Raw genomic sequence first — 17409 nt, 5'->3', positions numbered from 1 at the left:
ACACCCACTGTGAATCAACACTCGCCCGCACTCGCTCCCGAGGGAACGCTTGAAAAGGTGTCCATCGGTACTTTCCATACCGAGGCGGGCGCGGCCATCCCTGGCGCAGAGATTGCTTATCAGCGCTTCGGTGCCTTTGCCGGAGAAGGCAGGGGCAGCAACAATGTCATCGTGGTCGAGCATGCGTTGACGGGTGATTCGAATGTCCCGGACTGGTGGGCGGAGCTCATCGGCCCAGGCCGGGCGCTGGACACCGACCGCTGGTGCATCATCGCCACCAATGCCTTGGGCGGGTGCCGCGGCTCCACGGGACCTTCCTCCCCGCACCCGAGCAGCGGCGTATGGGGCTCGCGCTTTCCCGCGCTGTCCATCCGCGACCTCGTCGAGGCGGAGCGCGCAGCCCTGCGGGCTTTAGGCATCGAGCATGTGCATGCCATCATCGGCGGTTCAATGGGCGGGGCTCGCACCTTGGAGTGGAGCCTCATGCACCCAGACTTCCTCGACGCGGCCTGCGCCATCGCCGTTTCCGCCCGTGCCTCGGGCTGGCAGATAGGCATCCAGTCGGCGCAGATTTCAGCCATCGAAAGAGACCCCTTCTGGCAGGGAGGGGACTATTACGCCACGGATGCAGCCCCGCTGGAGGGGTTAGCGGCAGCCAGGCGCATAGCCCACCTGACCTACCGCGGGGAACAAGAAATTGATGAGCGCTTTGGCTCCCAAGCCCAAGAGGGAGAAAACCCGCTCGGGGCTTTCCGCAGCCCCCAGCAGCGTTTCGCCGTCAACTCCTACCTGGACTATCAGGGCGCAAAGTTGGCCCAAAGGTTCGACGCCGGCTCTTATGTGGTCCTTACCGAGGCGCTCAACCGCCACGACATCGGGCGTGGACGAGGCGGGCTTAATAAGGCACTAGGGTCCTCGCACGTACCCACCATGGTTGTGGGGGTAGACACAGACATCCTCTACCCTTATCACCAGCAAGAACACCTCTCGCGCAACCTCGGCAACCTGCTGGCGATGGCGAAGGTGGTCTCCCCCGTGGGCCACGACGCCTTCCTCGCAGAGGCGCGCCAGATGGACCGCATCCTGCGAAACTTCCTTCACCTCGCGCAGAGCCCAGGTAAGTAGCTAGCTGCCGAGTGCGTCGACCGAGGCGGCCAGGAAGGTCATCGCCGCCCCGATGACTGCGGTGAAGAAGGCATCAAAACGCCGCGAGCGTACCGCCAGGACACCCACGCGCTGTGAATCGCAGCTCAAGCGCACGAGGGAAAGCCACAGGAGCGATGCCCCCAACACCACGGTGGCTCGGCGCCAGTGCTCAGAAAAAGCAAAAACGCCGGAGACGGCGACCCCCGCGATGAACAGCCCGATCATCGCCCACTGCACGGCGCTTGGCAGCCGGGAGGGGGCGAGGCCTCGATCGTGCGGGTTATCCAGCGAGAGCGCCTGGCTCATTAGGCCTGCGCCTCCGCGCGCTCGACGATATTGCTCACCAAGAAGGCGCGAGTCAGCGGCCCTACCCCGCCGGGGTTAGGGGAGATGAACCCTGCTTTCTCCCATACGTCGGGCGCGACATCCCCAGCCAGCTTGCCGTCGACGCGCGATACTCCGACGTCGAGGACTGCGGCACCGGGCTTGACCATATCGGCGGTGAGCATATGTGCCTTGCCTGCCGCCGCGACGATGATATCGGCAGCGAGAGTCTCTGCTGCCAAGTCCTTCGTGCCGGTGTGGCAGAGGGTGACGGTGGAATTCTCGCTGCGCCTAGTCAGCAGCAGGCCGATGGGGCGGCCGACAGTGACTCCGCGCCCGATGACGACCACCTTCGCCCCGTCAAGCTCCACCCCGAAGCGACGCAGCAGGTGAATGGCACCATTGGGAGTACACGGCAGCGGGGCCTGCTCATTGAGCACCAGCTTGCCCAGGTTAACCGGGTGGAGACCATCGGCGTCCTTGTCCGGGTCGATGAGGGCAAGGACGCGGTTTTCATCAAGATGAGCGGGAAGCGGCAGCTGCACGATGTAGCCGGTGCACGCGGGATCCTCGTTGAGCTCCGCGATGACTCTTTCAAGCTCTTCCTGCGTGACAGCAGCGGGCAAGTCGCGGCGAATGGAGTTGATTCCTAGCTGCTCACAATCGCGGTGCTTCATCTTGACATAAGAGTGGGAACCGGGGTCATCACCGACCAAAACGGTGGCTAGGCCGGGAACAATGCCCTTTTCTTTCAGCGCGGCGACCCGGGTGGCCAGGTCCTCAAATATCTCGTCTCGGTACAGTTTGCCATCTAGTTTGGTAGCGGTCATGCCCACCATCCTAGACTGAGCACTATGAGCCAGCTGCACATCGTCTTCGATAATCCCGTGATCCCCACCAATACCGGCAACGCCATCCGCACCGCCGCGGTCACGGGAGCAACGCTCCACCTCATCGAACCTCTGGGCTTCGACTTCTCCGACAAGCACCTCAAGCGTGCTGGGCTGGATTACCACGACCTTGCTGATGTGCAGATTCACCCCGACTTCGACTCCTGCATGCAGGCCCTGCCCGGCAGCCGCGTCTTCGCCTTTACTACACAGGCCGCGCGCTGGTTCACCGACGTAGACTACCGCGAGGGCGACGTGCTGCTCTTCGGCACCGAGCCCACCGGCCTGCCCGCCGAGCACCGCAAGCACCCGCGCGTCACCGACGAGGTACGCATCCCCATGGTCCCGGCGCGGCGCTCGATGAACCTCTCCAACTGCGCCTCCACCGCAGTCTTTGAGGCCTGGCGCCAGCTCGGCTTCGCGGGCGGGGTCTAGGCTTCGCGCTGCGGACAGGCGCACACTCGGGCACACTTGAATCCAAACTGCGTAATCCTCAAGAAGGAGCCTGAAGCCGCCGTGCCCGAACTCTCCCGCCAACTTACCCCCTGGATAAATGAGCTCATCTCTGAGCTCTTAGCCTCCGATTCCGCCCACGCCCCACTCATCGAGGCGGTACACCCCACCCATCGCACTGGCGCGCGCAACCTGTTGCATTATGCGCTACTGCGCCAACGAGACGTCGCCAAGCTGCAAACGGGGCTCTCCGCGCTGGGAATTACCCGGCTGTCGAACGTGGAACCCGCCGTGCTCGCCCGGCTGCATGCGGCGCGCAACGTGCTCGACGCCTTCGAAGGCACAGCGCTAACCTATCCCCTTGAACCGATTGCCTCGGCCTTCGCCACGGCGGATGACATCCTCGATGCGCATTCCACCGAGCTTCTGGGGCCAACGGCCGAAGACACGCACTCGCGCATCATGGTGACCCTGCCCGCGGAAGCCGCCCAGGATCCGGCGCTGGTGCTCGGTTTCGCCCAAGCCGGCATGGAGATAGCCCGCATCAACTGCGCGCATGACGGGCCCGAGGTATGGGCCCAAATGATAGAGAACGTCCACGCGGCTGCAGCGCAAGTGGGGCGTGAAATCCTGGTGTCGATGGACCTGGCCGGACCAAAGGTGCGCACCGGCGATTTCCCGCCCGGGCCGGCCGTCGCCCGCGCGCGGGTGACCAGACAGAAGTGGGGCGAGATCATCACCCCGGCCAAGCTCTACCTCTCCCCTGCCGGCCACCCGGTCGCGCCGCCTCCCTTAGGCCCCGGCCGCCCCGGCGTGAGCATCGAGGTCGATCCGCACTGGCACGCGCAGCTGCGCCCTGGCTCCGCGATAACCTTGGTGGATGTGCGCAATTCCCGGCGGCGCTTCATCGTCTCCGAGGTTGTTGAGGATGGCCTGGTGATTGCCCTAGGCCAGCGCAACGCCTACATCGGGGAGCGCACCCTGCTCAATCACGAGGGCTTCCGCACGCGTGTCACCGGCATCGCCCCGATAGAGCGCTCGCTCCTGCTCCACCCCGGCGATGAGCTGATATTAAGCACCACCCAGGAGCCCGCCGTCCTGCCTTCCGCTGGTCCTGCCATCTTGGGCTGCACCGCCCCGGAGGCCGTGGCGGTGCTGCGGGTGGGCCACCGCGTGCTTTTCGACGACGGTTCGATCGCCGCCGTCGTCCGTTCTCTGCGCGCCAAGGGAGACGATACCCAAGCCCTGCTCGAGGTCACCCGCGCCGGGCTCGAGGGCACGAAGCTGGCGGCCCACAAGGGCATAAACCTGCCCGATACGCATATCCCGCTGCCGAGCCTTTCCGTCGAGGACCTCGCCGCCTTCGACTTCGTGGCCCATCATGCCGACATAGCGGCGATTTCTTTCATCCGCACGCCCGCCGACGTGGACTTTGCGCTCCAAGCCTTAGAGGACATCGCCCGGGCCGATCCAGACAACGCCGAGCGTATCCGCGACCTCGGCATCGTGCTCAAGATTGAGACCGAGCCAGCCTATGAGCACTTGGCCGCTGTCCTTTTGGCCGGGATGCGGCACCGCCACTTCGGCATCATGATTGCCCGCGGAGATCTGGCCGTGGAGCTGGGATTCGAGCGCATGGCGGAGGTTCCGCGTCTTATTATGCGCATGGCCGAGGCCGCGCATATTCCGGTCATCATGGGCACCCAAATCCTCGAGAACTTGGCCAAGAAGGGCATCCCCTCGCGCGCGGAAATCACCGATGCAGGCTACGCCCTGCGCTCGGAGTGCGTCATGCTCAACAAGGGCCCGCACATCGGCGAGGCCATTGAGATCCTCGAGCATCTCTCGCGCAAGCTGGGTCGCTCCGAGTTAAAGAACCGCCAGTCCCTGCGGCGCATTGCCAGCTGGGGAGACGATATCGCCGCGGATTAGTCCATGGGCTTGTCCGGCGCCGGCAGTTGGCGGGCGCGCAGCCGGCCGATCAGCTCTGCGGCATCATCTGGGGCAAGGTTGCTGCCCCGCATCCGCACCGGCCCTCCCACCAGCTCGAGGCGCACGGAGGCCAGGTTGCATAGCTGATCAACGGGGCCGGCCTGATAGGTCAGCTCCTGGATGTGCGAGTTCTCTATCGCCATCACCCGGCGCGTGAGGCGCCCGGCGTGGGTCACGGTGACATCCCCCAGCAGGGTCACTGCCTGCTGCGCGCGATCCACCGGGGAGGCCCACCACGCTCGCCGCGGGGAGTTAAAGGTGGGCCGCGTGGCGCCCTCCGGCAACGCATACTCCGTGATTTCTGCGGCATCTAGTGGCCCGACCAACTCGAAGAGGGCGAGGGCGTGCTCGCGCGATCCCACGGGCAGGATTCGCGTTGATCCCGAGCCCTTTCCTGCGGTGGCCCCATAGCCCGCGATGGAGACCTGCACCTGGTACCAGCCGAAAAGCCGCCACATCCACGGCTGGGCCACCCGCACCCCGTGAATCCGCTCAAAGCGAATGGACTGGCGCCGCCTGTCTGCCAGCCCATAGGAGATGTTGAGCACCTGGTTGCCGTGGGCGTCGCGGTCGAGGAAAGCGCAGTAGCGCCAGGAGGAATCGATAAGCTCCCACACCTTGGGCAGAAATCCCACCACGACGGGCAGGGCCGCGGAGTTGGGTATGGGCGCAAGAACCGTCGCCGCCACCGACACCACCGCCAGCACCGTGCCCGGGTGGAGTGCTGCGGCCACCAGCGAGCGCCGGATAGGGATCTCGGGGATGACGCTTAGCCCTTCTGGCGCGACGGTGGGTTCAACAACTACAGCTCGCTCCGGCGCAACCTCCCTACCCTCGCGCCGGACCTGGCCCAGGATTTCCGCGCGCAGCTTTTCGGCCTCCGCCTTCTTCAGGTAGGCGATCTCGATGACCGAGTTTGCGCCGCCGGCCGTCTCCACGCGCACCGCGGCCAGACCGAAGATGCGCGCGATAACCGATTCGACGACATCAACCGCCTGCGTGCGGTCATAGCGCGCGGAACGCAGCTGCGTGGAGATGAGCCCGCGGCGCAGCGCAATCTCCTCCTCATCCAGGCGAAATCCCAGACGACGCCACCACAGAGCGGAAAGAAACCAGATGGCCAGGCACACAAGGACAAAAGCCACCGCCGCTATTGCGGTACCCCTAAGCGCCTCGGCGCGATGCTCGCCCCGGGCGAAAGCGACGAGGTTGCTCAGCATCTCTGCGTTGACGTTGACTATTAATATGGCGATGAGCGCCAGGATGAGGGACCAGAACCTCAGCAGCGGGGTGAGACGATGCACGCGCCGGAAACCCGCATCGTCCACGGGCGCGACATCGCTCGCCTGAAGATGCTTGCTCACAGGCCGCTCATCCTCTCGCGTGCCTTGTCCGCCAAGCGTTCGCGCAGGGCGTCGGCAGTCGCGGCAGGCAGGCCCTTGATGGTGGCATCCGTGCCTGCGGAAGCCGTGTGCAGCTGCAGCTGCCTGATCCCCAGCCAGCGCTCGATGGGGCCGGCGGAGACGTCGACGAATTGGATGCGCCCGTAGGGAACCACCGTGAAGGTATGCCACAGCTTCCCGCGCGTGATGAGCAGCTCGTCCTCGTCCTCCAGCCAGGCCATCGTGCCCACCTGGGCCGGGATCAGCCAGAGCAGGTAGCACGCCCACACGGCACAGACCGCCAACCCCCAATAGGCCCACGGGGTCCACAGGTAGCCCACCACCGCTGCGACGATGACGAGAAGAGTAGTCCAGCCCAAGTGGACGATGTAGCGCGCGGTCACCAGCTTCGGAGAGACCGGATGCATACCTGCGGGGGGAAGTGAACTCATAAGGAAATCCTAGCAACCGGCTGTGAGAGGAATCCTTAGCGGAAGTCACGGGAGCCGCGGGAGAACCACGAGCCCATCTCCAGCGGCTCAAGCTTATCGGCGACCACGCTCGTGGCCCCCGTGGCATTCTGGACGATGCCGCGCACGATAAGAGCCCGCGAGGTGCGCGCGAGGATCTTCTGCCTGTTCCACAGACCCACCGAGACCATGACGTTGATAAGGCCCGTCTCATCCTCCATGCCCAAAAAGGTCAGGCCGGAGGCGGTCTGCGGGCGCTGGCGGTGGGTAATGATTCCGGCTAGGCGCACGCGCGAACCATCCGGGGCTTGGCGCAGTTGGGCGGCGGTGAGGATGCCGGCTTCGCCAAGCGCGACACGCAGCAACTCCATGGGCTGGCGGTCGTGGGTAACGCCCACCGCCGCCACATCCGCGGCCATGAGCTCGAAGGCCGACATCCCGGGCAGGGCGGGCGGGGCGATGGCGGATAACCCCGGCAGCATCCCCTCGCGCTCGGTGGCGGCCACCCCTGCCTGCCACAGCGCTTGGCGACGACTCATTCCCAGACACTCCAGCGCCCCCGCCGCCGCCAGTGCCTCGACGTGATCAACGCCGAGATCCGCCCGGCGCGAGAGATCCGCGACGTCCTTAAAGGGTGCATGCGCCGCAATGCGCGCCGCAGCCTTCTCCCCCAGCCCTTTGACCAGAATGAGGCCAAGGCGAATGGCCGCATCCTCCATCCCCGACTGCACACCGGAGGCATTAACGCTGACGGGAAGAACCTCGGCTCCGTGGCGCCGGGCGTCCTGGATGAGGGACTGCGGCGAATAGAAACCCATGGGCTGGGCGCGCAGCAGCCCTACGCAAAACTGCGCCGGGTAGTGGTACTTGAACCAGGCGGAGAAATAGACCAGCGAGGCAAAAGACTGCGAGTGCGACTCCGGAAAGCCATAGGCGGCGAAGGCGACGACCTTATTCCATAGTTTGTCCGCCACCTCGCCGGTGATGCCGTTGGTTGCCTCCAAGCCCGTATAGAAGCGCTGGCGCAGCGCCGCCATGCGCGCCGGAGAGCGCTTGGAGCCCATGGCGCGGCGCAGGTCATCTGCCTGAGCCCCGGAAAAGCCTGCGGCGTCGACCGCCACCTGCATCAGTTGCTCCTGGAACAGGGGGATGCCCAGGGTGCGCGCCAAAGACTTTTCCAGGACCGGATGGTCATAGGTTATTTCCTCCTGCCCGTTGCGCCGCCGCAGGTAAGGATGCACAGAGCCGCCCTGGATGGGCCCGGGGCGGATGAGCGCCACCTCCACGACGAGATCGAAGAAGCACTGCGGCCGCAGGCGCGGCAGCGTGGAGAGCTGCGCGCGCGATTCCACCTGGAATACTCCCACCGCATCGGCGCGACAGAGCATGTCATAGACCGGCTTTTCGCTGAGATCAAGCTCCCAGAGGCGCACAGTGCGGCCGGTGCTCTCCCGCACGATATCGACCATGTGATGCAGCGCCTCGAGCATCCCCAGGCCCAGCAGATCGAATTTGACCAGGCCTGCGGCGGCACAATCGTCCTTGTCCCATTGCAGCACCGAGCGCGCCTCCATGCGCGCCCACTCGACCGGAACCACGTCGGCGATGGGGCGATCGCACAGGACCATGCCCCCGGAATGGATACCCAGGTGCCGCGGCTGTCCCAGAAACTTCTGCGCCAGCTGCTCCACGTGCTCCGGCGGCTGTGAGATTCCCTTCGCCCAGGAATCTGCGGCGCCTTGCGGGTATCCCAAGGCCCTGGCTGCGTCCCGCGTGGCCCCCTTGCGGCGATAGCTGATGACGTTGGCCACCTGCGCTGCTCGGTCCCTTCCGTACTGGCGATAGACGTACTGGATAACCTCCTCGCGCCGCCCCGATTCGATGTCGATGTCGATATCAGGCGGGCCCTCGCGCTCCGGGGAGAGAAAACGCTCGAAGAGCAACTGCGCGGAGATGGGCTCGGCGTTGGTGATGCCGAGGCAAAAGCAGACCACCGAGTTGGCCGCAGAGCCCCTGCCCTGGCATAAAATATTGGTGCTTTTGCAAAAATCCACCAGGTCACACACGATGAGGAAGTATCCGGGAAAGTCCAGCTGCTCTATCACCTTTAGCTCGTGGCTAATCTGCGCCCACGCTTTCTCCTTAATCTCGCCCGGGCGTGAGGCATAGCGCTCCTGCGCGCGCTCCCAGACCAAGCGCTCTAGCCAGCTCATCTCCGTGTGCCCTTCCGGGACGCGGAAGTTGGGCAGGTTGGGCGCGAGCGCATCCCAATCAAAAGAGCACTGGCCAAGAACCGCGACGGTCTCCTCCACCAGTGCGGGGCGGTGCGCAAAGATACGGTGCATCTGTTCTCCTGAGCGCAACCATCCCGCGCCCATCGGATGCGCATCGGGCTGTTCCTCCTCGAGGCAGCGGCGGCGGGCAAGGGCTTGTTTGGCGGCGGCGAGGCGGGCGTCCTCCCGCGTCGCCGCGGCGGGGCGGGCGGTGGCAATGGCCCGCATATTGTTGATGCGATCGAGCGCGGCGTGATGATCCGCGTCCTCCGGAAGCATGGTGTACACGTACTCAAGTACTATGCTGTCTATTTTTATTCTTTCGATAAGATGATCGATTTTATCCAACCATTCCCAGCCCACAAGGAAGATACAATGATCCTGCAGACGCGCGGCGATCTCCCCCAGGGGCGGATAGCGCACCTCGCCTTTCTGGCCGGCGTCCATACGCGCCTGCGAGATGAGCCGCGAGAGACGGCGATAGCCCTCCGGGCTGCGCGCCAGCACCGTCAAAGGAGCCGGATCTAGTGATAGCTCGGCCCCGTAGACCACCGGAAGGCCAGCCCTTGCTGCAGCTTCCACGAACTTCATCAGCCCATAAAAACCATCCCTGTCCACGACAGCCAGCCCGGATAGTCCCAGCTCCACAGCCCGCGCCACCATAGCCTCCGGCTCGGAGGCTCCGTGCAAGAAACTATAGGAGGACACGGCATGCAGCTCGGCAAAAGGCACCTTAACCCGCCACTGGGGCGAGGGCACATCCCCCCGCAGCAGGTGATTCACCGGAACCGGCGTCGGCTCCTCACGCCCGGAAAGGATGCGCTCGATACGCGACCACGACAGGGCCCTTCCTCCGTTAAACCTCATGGCACGTATCCTAATATCGAACTTGAGTTCTATACAACCATCAAGACACGCCGCGCCCATATAGACAAAGCGGTTCAATGTTTGGTAGGTTTCTTTTCATTCGCCGAGAAGGAATCTTCTTCCGCAGTTTCTCGTAATTAAGGCCTCAAGTAACACCCGCAAGTTAAAGATTGGATTATCACCACCATGTATCTTCGTCGCATCCTTGCCGCCGCCTCTGTCAGCGTCATCGCCGCCACCGGCCTCGCCGCCTGCTCCTCTGATTCTTCCGGGGACAGCGCCAGCAATGGCCCCATCACTATCGGCACCACCGACGCCTCCAAGAAGGCCTGGGCGGCCTTCGAAGACGAGGCTAAGAAGGAGGGTTTCGATATCAAGATCCAAAACTTCTCCGATTACAACACCCCCAACCAGGCGCTTGACCAAGGGGAGATCGATACCAATAACTTCCAGCACCTGAAGTTCTTGGCCGAGTACAACAAGGGCAACGGCACCGACCTCGTGCCCATCGTCGCCACCGAGATCGTCCCGCTCGCCCTCTTCTGGAAGGACCACGACTCCCTCGACGGCATCGAAGGCCAAGAAATAGCCATCCCCAACGACGCCACCAACCAGGGCCGCGCCATCAACGTCCTCGTGCAGGCCGGACTGGTCACCCTCAAGGAAGAAGGTCTCATCACCCCAGGCCTGCCCGATATTGACGAGGCTGCCTCCAAGGTCAAGGTCACCCCGGTCGACGCGGCCCAGACCCCCGCTGCTTATGGCGAGGGCAAGCCCGCCGTCATCAACAACTCCTTCCTGGATCGCGCCGGCATCGATCCCAAGACCTCCATCTTCCAAGATGATCCGAACTCCAAGGAAGCAGAGCCCTACATCAACGCCTTCGTCGTCCGCGCCGCAGACGCCGACCGTGAGGATCTTAAGAAGCTCGCCGAGGTCTGGCACACCCAGCCCGTGCAGGACGCCGTGGCCGAGGATTCCAAGGGAACCTCCGTGCCCGTCGAGCGCACCCCTGAGGAACTGCAGACCATCCTCGAGCGCGTCCAAGAGCAAAGCTAGCCTCCACCCCCACCGACCTTTAAGGAAACGATGTACCTCCGCCGAATCATCTCCCCCGTGGCCGCAGTTGTAGCCGCGGTTGTGGCCGCCGGCAGCCTCAGCGCCTGCTCTTCTGCTTCTTCCACTAACGAGACCGCGGGCGAGGATCGCCCCATCGTCATCGGTACCACCGATGCCGAGCTGCCCGAGTGGCAGGTCTTGGAAGATCTCGCAAAGAAGGAGGGCATCGAGATAGAGATGCGCAACTTCACGGACTATGCCACGCCGAATCAGTCCCTCGCTGAGGGCGATACGGATACCAATAAGTTCCAGCACCTGAAGTTCTTATCGGAATACAACGTGGGCAACGGCACCAACCTAGTGCCTGTGGCTTCCACCCAGATCTACCCCATGCCGCTGTTTTGGAAAGACCACGATTCCCTCGAGGGCATCGAAGGCCAACAGGTCGCCATTCCCAATGACCCGACCAACCAGGCACGCTCCCTTAACCTCTTGGCCTCGCAAGGACTGCTCAAGCTCAAAGAGGATGACCTTTTGACCCCCACCCCGGCCGATATCGACGAGGGAGCCTCCAAGGTCTCGGTCGCGCCTGTCGACGCCGCTCAGACCCCCTCCGCCTATGGCGAAGGCAAGCCCGCGGTCATCACGAACTCCTTCTTTGAGCGCGCCAATATCGATCCCTCCCAGGCCATTTTGTACGACGATCCTGATTCCCCCGGCGCCAACCCGGAGGTCATGTTCGAGCCCTACATCAATGTGTGGGCGGTGCAGGAAAAGGACAAGGACAACCCCAAGGTCAAGCGCCTAGCCGAGCTCTATCTTTCCGATGAGGTAAAGGCAGCCGTGCAGAAGACCACTGGTGGAACCACCATCTTCGTCGACAAGCCCCAGGCGGAACTCCAGCAAATCCTGGACCGCCTCGAGGAAGAAGCATCCAAGTAAACCTCTCTACCCCGCCGGCGCATTTTCCCCGGCGGGGTTAGATTATTAGGGCGGCTAGTCATCACTTACACCGCCTCATCACTTAGCAAGGAAAGACCTCACGTGACGCACAACAAAGGTACGCGGATTGAGTTCCGCAACATTACCAAGGTCTTCAAGAACAAAAAGACCGAAACCAAAGCGCTTGACGATGTCACTTTAACCGTCGAATCCGGCGATATCACCGGCATCATCGGTTACTCTGGCGCCGGCAAATCCACCCTGGTCCGCATGATCAACGGGCTCGATACCCCTACCTCCGGGCAGCTGCTGCTCGACGGGCAGAATATCGTGGGCCTGCCCGAGTCCAAGCTGCGCGGCACCCGCCGCAACATTGGCATGATCTTCCAGCAGTTCAACCTCTTTCACTCTCGCACCGCGGCGGGCAACATCGAATACCCCCTGCAGCTGGCCGGGGTGCCCAAGGCCTTGCGCAAGAAGCGTGTGGCGGAGCTCTTAGAGTTCGTCGGCCTAGGAGATAAGGGCTCTAACTATCCGGAGCAGCTCTCCGGAGGACAGAAGCAGCGCGTCGGCATCGCTCGTGCGCTGGCGGTCAACCCTTCTTTGCTCTTGGCGGATGAGGCCACCTCCGCTCTCGATCCGACGACGACCTACGAGGTGCTCAACCTGCTACGGCGCGTCAACAAGGAACTCGGCATCACCATCGTGGTGATCACCCACGAGATGGAGGTGGTCCGTTCCATCGCCGATCACGTGGCCGTGATGGAGGATGGCCGCGTGGTCGAGCACGGCAGTGTCTACGAGGTCTTTTCCCATCCCCAGACCGCAGTGGCGGAGAAGTTCGTCGCCACCTCGCTGCGCAATACCCCCGACGTCATTGAGGCAGATGATCTCCTTGCGCACGAGGGGCGCCTATTTACCGTCAATCTCACCGAGAACTCCGGCTTCTTCGCCGCCACTTCGCGCCTCGAGGCAGCCGGGGTATCCATCTCAATCGTGCACGGTGGCATTACCACCTTGCAGCAGCACTCCTTTGGCAAGGTCACCGTGCGCCTTAGCGGCTCACAGGCGGCCATCGAAGAGTTCTACGCAACCCTCCAGCGCACCACCGACATCGAGGAGATTCAACGATGAACGTCACCTACCTGGCGGAAGCAAACTGGGACCGCCTCGGCGATACCCTCCTCGAGGCTGTCAAGGACACCCTCATCATGGTCAGCGTCACCATGGTGGTCGCAGGCCTGCTCGGGCTCTTCCTCGGCATCTTGCTCTACACCACCCGCCCTGGCGGGATTCTGCAAAACAAGCTCATTTACCTCTTGATCAACGTGGCTGTGAACTTCGTTCGCCCGATCCCGTTTATCATCTTGCTCGCCTTTGTGCAGCCGCTGACCGTCGCGGTGATGGGTGGGTCCATCGGCCGCGGCCCTGCCACCTTTGTCATGGTCATCGCTGCGACCTTCGCGGTGGCGCGTATCGTCGAGCAGAACCTAGTCTCCATCGATCCGGGCGTTATCGAGGCGGCGCGCGCCATGGGGGCGAGCCCGTGGAAGATCATCACCTCGGTGATCATCCCCGAGGCCTTGGGCCCGCTGGTGCTGGGCTACACCTTCCTGTTTATCGGTGTCGTGGATATGTCGGCGATGGCCGGCTACGTCGGCGGCGGCGGCTTGGGTGACTTCGCCATTGTCTACGGCTACCGCGCCTTCGAGTGGCAGGTCACCGTGGTGGCCACGCTCATCATCATTGTCTTGGTCCAGGCCGCCCAGTTCTTTGGCAACTGGCTCTCGGCCAAGATCATGCGCCGCTAAACCGCGACCCACACCCGCGAGGTCTTCGGCTCGTCCCCACAGGAGGAGACGATGCCGGAGACCTCTTTCTGCTCCATATCAACGTCCCACTCGCGCCCGTCAACATGCACCACATGCTTGTCGAGGGCGCTCAGATCCCCATAGTGCACCTTCTCACCGGCCTCGATAAGGCGGCGAGCGATGGCCAGCTCCGCTACCTGCCCTCGCGCATCATAGATGCCTCGCCCGCGGTTGGAGGGATAGAAGTACTCACCTGTGGCGGCGGCGCGCACCATCGCACGTCCCGCCTCGAGATTGAGCCGGCCAAAGGAATATCCCCACGGCATCAAGAGCACAGAGGGTGCGAAACGGTGGCCCTTGGTGTGCGAGGACTCCCAGATCAGCTCGGGGAAGTCCTCCACCAGCCCCGCGGCTAGTGGCCTCCCTTTGACCGCGCAGCACACGTCGCGGCGGCCGTGCGTGCACACGAGCACCAGCGGGGAGTCGATGCTGCCTCCGCCGTTGCGGCCTGGTCCTGTGAGATCGAGCTCCACGATCTTCTCCGGACCAGTAAGCAGGAGCATCTCCATGCACGCCGATTGGGCCCACACGAGGTAGCAGCGGTGCATGTTGCCTACTTGGTGCCCCTTGCGGCCGGGGCGCCGGATGAGTTGCAGCCCGGCGTGCCCGGCCAGCTTTTCCTTGAGCAGGCGTGTGAGCTCGGGCCCAAAGGTATCCCCATCGAGTACATCACGCGACCATCCGCCCGGCCATTCAAAAAGGACATAAACCTTCTCCTGCTTGGCCGTACCCGGCAGTGGCTCGACCAAAATGTCAGAACAAGTGCGCGCAGTCATACCAGATACTTTAGCGCTCCCCACGCCGAGGAAACTCCACGCCGGTGGTGCGCCTTTGCGGTTGTCCGCAAAGCCCTTTAGCCTGAAAGCATGTTGATGTCTCATAAAGTGTGTTGCGGAGTCCTCGTGATCTGCTCCGTGACACTAGGCGCCTGCGGCCGCAGCCCTGATGCAAGCAGCACCTCGGCAGCGCCGTCCACCGTCGCCGCGACGGTGGGCAGCGTCGAGGCCACCGCCCCTGCTGAGACCCCCAGCGCGGGCATCTCGCCCTTAGGCAACGCCAATAGCGAGATGAAAACACTGCGGCCCCAGGCTCCCAGCCAGCTCGTTGTCACGGACGTGCGGGTGGGAAAACACCAGGGTTTTGAGCGCATCGTCTTCGAGTTCACCGGAGATGGCGAGCCGGGTTGGTTCATTGATTACAGTGACACCCCCACCCAGCAGGGCTCAGGCAAGCCCGTGGCCTACACAGGCAATACCGCCCTCAACGTCAATATCGACGGAGTGGTCTATCCCTTCGAGCTCAACATCGACGATCCTAATATCGGCACCACCCATGGCGCTGGCGGTTTCGTCACCGAAGTTGTCAACACCGGGACCTTCGAAGGCCGCTGCCAGTTTATTATCGGGATGAAGGAACGCCACGCGTATTCCGTGCAGACTCTACAAAATCCCACCCGCCTCGTCATCGACGTCTTGCAGGCCGGCTAGGCGTAGCTCGCCTCGACGCGCCACTTTCCTCCCCGCCAGAGCAGGAGCCAGGCCCGCTGGCGCTGTTCTCCTTGTCCCTGCCCGAGCACCTGCAGACGGGCAAGCCGCTGCTCTTGGCCTTTCCACCAACCAATATCCACCGGCCATGGCCCTGCCCAGCCGATGACCGCGTAGCGGTGTTGCCCCCAGCCCAGCGCGTGAGGGGTGCTGCTCAACAAGGTCTCCGCGGTGACATAGATATCCGCGGCACTGGCATCTATAAGACGGATGCGCGCGGCAGGATGTGCCCCGGCTAGCCGCGCAGGCAAGGGTGCGGGAATGCGCCCCGGCCAACTGCCCTCGGGGGCCGGATCGCGCTTTTCGCCATAGGGAATAAACTCGACGCGCTCAGCCACCCCGCGACCTCCGCTGTCCCACGGCTGGAGCACCCGATCGATGCCGAGCTGCGCCTGCACCCGCGAGATCACACGCTTGGCATCTTCTTCCGAGGAACCGCTTCCCCACAGGCCCTCCCCGTCCGGGTGAGCCACTTCGATGGGCTCGAGGATGAGGGACACGATGCCGGCGCCGTCCTTGCCCTGAGCTCGCGCGGAGGTCAGCCACCCATCGAGCTGCCAGCGCACGCGATCCGCCGTGGCCTCTTCACTCAGGGCAGATCGCGTGCGCCAGACCCGTTCTAGAACCTGCTCGTTGGCCAGCTCTGCCACTACCCGCAGGCGCAGGCAGGCCCATCCGCCCTCCCGCAACCGCGCGTGCAGGCGCGCTGCTAGCTCCCGCGCGGCGAAAGCTGCGGCATCAACTCGCTCGATGGGTTCCTCCAGCACCGTCTTCACCGCCAGCTCCGCGCGCGCGGGCTCGGGGGCCACCCTCCTGTCTGGTGCCGCGCTCGCTATGGCATGGCAACGCCTCCCCGCCTCCCCAAAGCGCGAACTGACTTGGCGCAGCGGCAGGCGTGCCAGGTCCCCCAAAGTCTTGAGGCCCAGACGTCGGAGCTGTTCAACCAGTTCTCCTGCACAGTCCAGCGCCACCTCCGCCGCGAGGACCCCTATGGGCTGCGGCTCTAAAAACTCCCGCGAACCTCCCTCCGGGATGACAGCGCCCAGCTGTCCGTCTCGCGCGGCGATCAGTGCGGTGGCAATCTCCCCTGCCACCCCAACGGTGGCATCAAGACCACGCCGCGACACGGCATCCACCAACATTTCCACTGCGGCATCCTCGCCGCCGTGAAAGCGTCCCGCCGCAGCCGCATCCACGATGACTAGGCCCGGCCTTATCACCTCGACAGAGGAGGCCACCGCGTCTAGGCCGGCGGTGAGCTCGGCAAAAAGCGCCCCCTCGCGGTCCGGCTGAGACCCCACGATGGAAACCTCGGGGCAGATGGCCTGGGCCTGGCGCACCCGCATCCCCCGCCTAATACCCACCCTGCGTGCCGCAGCATCACAGGCTAAGACCGCGTTGCTTTTCTCCACGATGGCTGGGCCTTTAAAATCCGCGTCCATGCGCGCAGCCTGGATGGGCCAGTCCGGAAACCACAGCGCCGCTATCCTCATACCGCCTCCAAGCGCCTGCGCTTGCCGCAGCTTATTACCCCTTGCGCAGGCCGGGCCCCCTTTGCACTTACGCGCACGGAGATATCAAGGCCATTGATGCGGCCCGTACCCCTACCCAATCCGCGATACGTGGTCACCTCCGCCGAGATATGGGTATGCGTTCCCGGCAAGCCTCCACCCACGGTGACCAGTGCGGCCTTAGCACCGCGCAGCTTGGCCAGCACCGGACGCGCGCTGGCCGGGCTAAGGGAGACCGCTGGGGCGTAATGGATAACTAGATCTAGCCCCTCCACGAGGACCCCCGTCACTGCCCATGGCTGCGGTCCTGGATCGGGGATGGCAATCACTTTGTCCATATCGCCATCCTCGACCACCTGTGCGAATGACAGTTCCGGCCAACCCACCACCGCCACATATCCACCCCGGGCACTAACATAGGAGATCAGCTCCACGACCAAGGCCGGACAATCCGTGCAGCGCACGGCCTGCCGACGCCGCAAACCCCCAAAGGGTAGAAGTTTGGCCAGCTGCGGCGGGGTATCCACCCCCTCCACCTCCACATCCTCGGGTGCCACGGGGGCGGCCGGAGACTCCGACGCAGCCTCCATGGCCTGCAGGCGGGCCCGCAGCGCGGCCACCTGGCCAGCCCTATCCCCACCGGCCACGGCCGCCAGTGGGCGAACGTGTGTTTGATTCATCCCCC

16 protein-coding genes are annotated in these 17409 nt (G+C 63.8%); 8 read left to right on the top strand and 8 right to left on the bottom strand.

Annotation, left to right across the window (positions count from 1 at the left end; genetic code table 11):
• The first annotated feature begins 9 nt into the window (after positions 1 to 9).
• Entirely contained in the window at positions 10 to 1125 is a 1116-nt protein-coding gene (gene metX, locus F4V60_RS02630) for a homoserine O-acetyltransferase MetX (protein WP_075729207.1), read from the top strand.
• Here metX and F4V60_RS02625 read toward each other — a convergent pair whose 3' ends face one another.
• Positions 1126 to 1452 (bottom strand): DUF3017 domain-containing protein, encoded by a 327-nt coding sequence (locus F4V60_RS02625; protein WP_075729206.1) that lies wholly within the window; start codon positions 1450 to 1452, stop codon positions 1126 to 1128.
• Complete coding sequence (locus F4V60_RS02620; RefSeq protein ID WP_075729205.1) at positions 1452 to 2300, bottom strand: bifunctional methylenetetrahydrofolate dehydrogenase/methenyltetrahydrofolate cyclohydrolase; 849 nt, start codon at positions 2298 to 2300, stop codon at positions 1452 to 1454. Before F4V60_RS02620 ends, F4V60_RS02625 begins: the two co-directional genes overlap by 1 nt.
• 24 nt (positions 2301 to 2324) lie before the next feature.
• On the opposite strand from F4V60_RS02620, the gene F4V60_RS02615 reads away from it, so the two are divergent.
• Together F4V60_RS02615 and F4V60_RS02610 are read left to right on the top strand one after the other, a co-directional pair.
• Positions 2325 to 2795: a tRNA (cytidine(34)-2'-O)-methyltransferase gene (locus F4V60_RS02615; protein WP_075729204.1), complete on the top strand. Its 471-nt coding sequence runs from the start codon at positions 2325 to 2327 to the stop codon at positions 2793 to 2795.
• A gap of 81 nt (positions 2796 to 2876) precedes the next feature.
• Positions 2877 to 4745 (top strand): pyruvate kinase, encoded by a 1869-nt coding sequence (locus F4V60_RS02610; protein ID WP_075729203.1) that lies wholly within the window; start codon positions 2877 to 2879, stop codon positions 4743 to 4745.
• On the opposite strand, the gene F4V60_RS02605 is transcribed toward F4V60_RS02610, so the two are convergent.
• Genes F4V60_RS02605 through F4V60_RS02595 form a run of 3 tightly spaced genes read right to left on the bottom strand, consistent with a single transcriptional unit; the run spans position 4742 to position 9797 of the window.
• Complete coding sequence (locus tag F4V60_RS02605) at positions 4742 to 6169, bottom strand: PH domain-containing protein (RefSeq protein WP_075729202.1); 1428 nt, start codon at positions 6167 to 6169, stop codon at positions 4742 to 4744. The two genes, F4V60_RS02610 and F4V60_RS02605, sit on opposite strands and share 4 nt — an antisense overlap.
• On the bottom strand, positions 6166 to 6615 hold the full coding sequence (locus F4V60_RS02600) for a PH domain-containing protein (protein WP_075729201.1): 450 nt from the start codon (positions 6613 to 6615) through the stop codon (positions 6166 to 6168). Before F4V60_RS02600 ends, F4V60_RS02605 begins: the two co-directional genes overlap by 4 nt.
• A gap of 59 nt (positions 6616 to 6674) precedes the next feature.
• On the bottom strand, positions 6675 to 9797 hold the full coding sequence (locus tag F4V60_RS02595) for an error-prone DNA polymerase (RefSeq protein WP_075729200.1): 3123 nt from the start codon (positions 9795 to 9797) through the stop codon (positions 6675 to 6677).
• Between the two features lie 186 nt (positions 9798 to 9983).
• On the opposite strand from F4V60_RS02595, the gene F4V60_RS02590 reads away from it, so the two are divergent.
• The 4 genes from F4V60_RS02590 to F4V60_RS02575 are packed head-to-tail and all read left to right on the top strand — an operon-like array spanning position 9984 to position 13609.
• The gene (locus F4V60_RS02590; RefSeq protein WP_075729199.1) at positions 9984 to 10856 is read left to right on the top strand and encodes a MetQ/NlpA family ABC transporter substrate-binding protein; all 873 of its coding nucleotides are present in this window, start codon (positions 9984 to 9986) and stop codon (positions 10854 to 10856) included.
• 30 nt (positions 10857 to 10886) lie between these two features.
• Positions 10887 to 11798 carry a MetQ/NlpA family ABC transporter substrate-binding protein gene (locus F4V60_RS02585; protein ID WP_075729198.1) on the top strand — a complete coding sequence of 304 codons (912 nt, stop codon included), beginning with the start codon at positions 10887 to 10889 and terminating at the stop codon, positions 11796 to 11798.
• A gap of 60 nt (positions 11799 to 11858) precedes the next feature.
• Entirely contained in the window at positions 11859 to 12932 is a 1074-nt protein-coding gene (locus tag F4V60_RS02580) for a methionine ABC transporter ATP-binding protein (protein WP_075729197.1), read from the top strand.
• The gene (locus tag F4V60_RS02575) at positions 12929 to 13609 is read left to right on the top strand and encodes a methionine ABC transporter permease (RefSeq protein ID WP_075729196.1); all 681 of its coding nucleotides are present in this window, start codon (positions 12929 to 12931) and stop codon (positions 13607 to 13609) included. The genes F4V60_RS02580 and F4V60_RS02575 overlap by 4 nt, the downstream gene beginning before the upstream one ends.
• Here the strand turns inward: F4V60_RS02575 and F4V60_RS02570 are convergent.
• Positions 13606 to 14445, bottom strand: a complete 840-nt coding sequence (locus F4V60_RS02570; protein ID WP_075729195.1) for a ferredoxin family protein — start codon at positions 14443 to 14445, stop codon at positions 13606 to 13608. The two genes, F4V60_RS02575 and F4V60_RS02570, sit on opposite strands and share 4 nt — an antisense overlap.
• Before the next feature lie 90 nt (positions 14446 to 14535).
• On the opposite strand from F4V60_RS02570, the gene F4V60_RS02565 reads away from it, so the two are divergent.
• On the top strand, positions 14536 to 15156 hold the full coding sequence (locus F4V60_RS02565; RefSeq protein WP_428840508.1) for an AMIN-like domain-containing (lipo)protein: 621 nt from the start codon (positions 14536 to 14538) through the stop codon (positions 15154 to 15156).
• On the opposite strand, the gene F4V60_RS02560 is transcribed toward F4V60_RS02565, so the two are convergent.
• Positions 15153 to 16706, bottom strand: coding sequence for a DNA polymerase Y family protein (locus F4V60_RS02560; RefSeq protein ID WP_075729193.1), 1554 nt, complete (start codon positions 16704 to 16706; stop codon positions 15153 to 15155). The two genes, F4V60_RS02565 and F4V60_RS02560, sit on opposite strands and share 4 nt — an antisense overlap.
• Positions 16703 to 17404: a hypothetical protein gene (locus tag F4V60_RS02555; protein ID WP_075729192.1), complete on the bottom strand. Its 702-nt coding sequence runs from the start codon at positions 17402 to 17404 to the stop codon at positions 16703 to 16705. Before F4V60_RS02555 ends, F4V60_RS02560 begins: the two co-directional genes overlap by 4 nt.
• Positions 17405 to 17409: the final 5 nt, after the last annotated feature.

The organism is Corynebacterium flavescens (assembly GCF_008693105.1).
Taxonomy (GTDB): Bacteria; Actinomycetota; Actinomycetes; order Mycobacteriales; family Mycobacteriaceae; genus Corynebacterium; species Corynebacterium flavescens.
This window is presented reverse-complemented; position numbering and strand designations above follow the sequence as displayed.

Bases quoted from the DNA above. Each gene is read 5' to 3' on its own strand.
- F4V60_RS02625 (WP_075729206.1), bottom strand. From the start codon at position 1,452: ATGAGCCAGGCGCTCTCGCTGGATAACCCGCACGATCGAGGCCTCGCC.
- F4V60_RS02620 (WP_075729205.1), bottom strand. From the start codon at position 2,300: ATGACCGCTACCAAACTAGATGGCAAACTGTACCGAGACGAGATATTT.
- F4V60_RS02615 (WP_075729204.1), top strand. From the start codon at position 2,325: ATGAGCCAGCTGCACATCGTCTTCGATAATCCCGTGATCCCCACCAAT.
- F4V60_RS02600 (WP_075729201.1), bottom strand. From the start codon at position 6,615: ATGCATCCGGTCTCTCCGAAGCTGGTGACCGCGCGCTACATCGTCCAC.
- F4V60_RS02595 (WP_075729200.1), bottom strand. From the start codon at position 9,797: ATGAGGTTTAACGGAGGAAGGGCCCTGTCGTGGTCGCGTATCGAGCGC.
- F4V60_RS02590 (WP_075729199.1), top strand. From the start codon at position 9,984: ATGTATCTTCGTCGCATCCTTGCCGCCGCCTCTGTCAGCGTCATCGCC.
- F4V60_RS02585 (WP_075729198.1), top strand. From the start codon at position 10,887: ATGTACCTCCGCCGAATCATCTCCCCCGTGGCCGCAGTTGTAGCCGCG.
- F4V60_RS02575 (WP_075729196.1), top strand. From the start codon at position 12,929: ATGAACGTCACCTACCTGGCGGAAGCAAACTGGGACCGCCTCGGCGAT.
- F4V60_RS02570 (WP_075729195.1), bottom strand. From the start codon at position 14,445: ATGACTGCGCGCACTTGTTCTGACATTTTGGTCGAGCCACTGCCGGGT.
- F4V60_RS02565 (WP_428840508.1), top strand. From the start codon at position 14,536: ATGTTGATGTCTCATAAAGTGTGTTGCGGAGTCCTCGTGATCTGCTCC.
- F4V60_RS02560 (WP_075729193.1), bottom strand. From the start codon at position 16,706: ATGAGGATAGCGGCGCTGTGGTTTCCGGACTGGCCCATCCAGGCTGCG.
- F4V60_RS02555 (WP_075729192.1), bottom strand. From the start codon at position 17,404: ATGAATCAAACACACGTTCGCCCACTGGCGGCCGTGGCCGGTGGGGAT.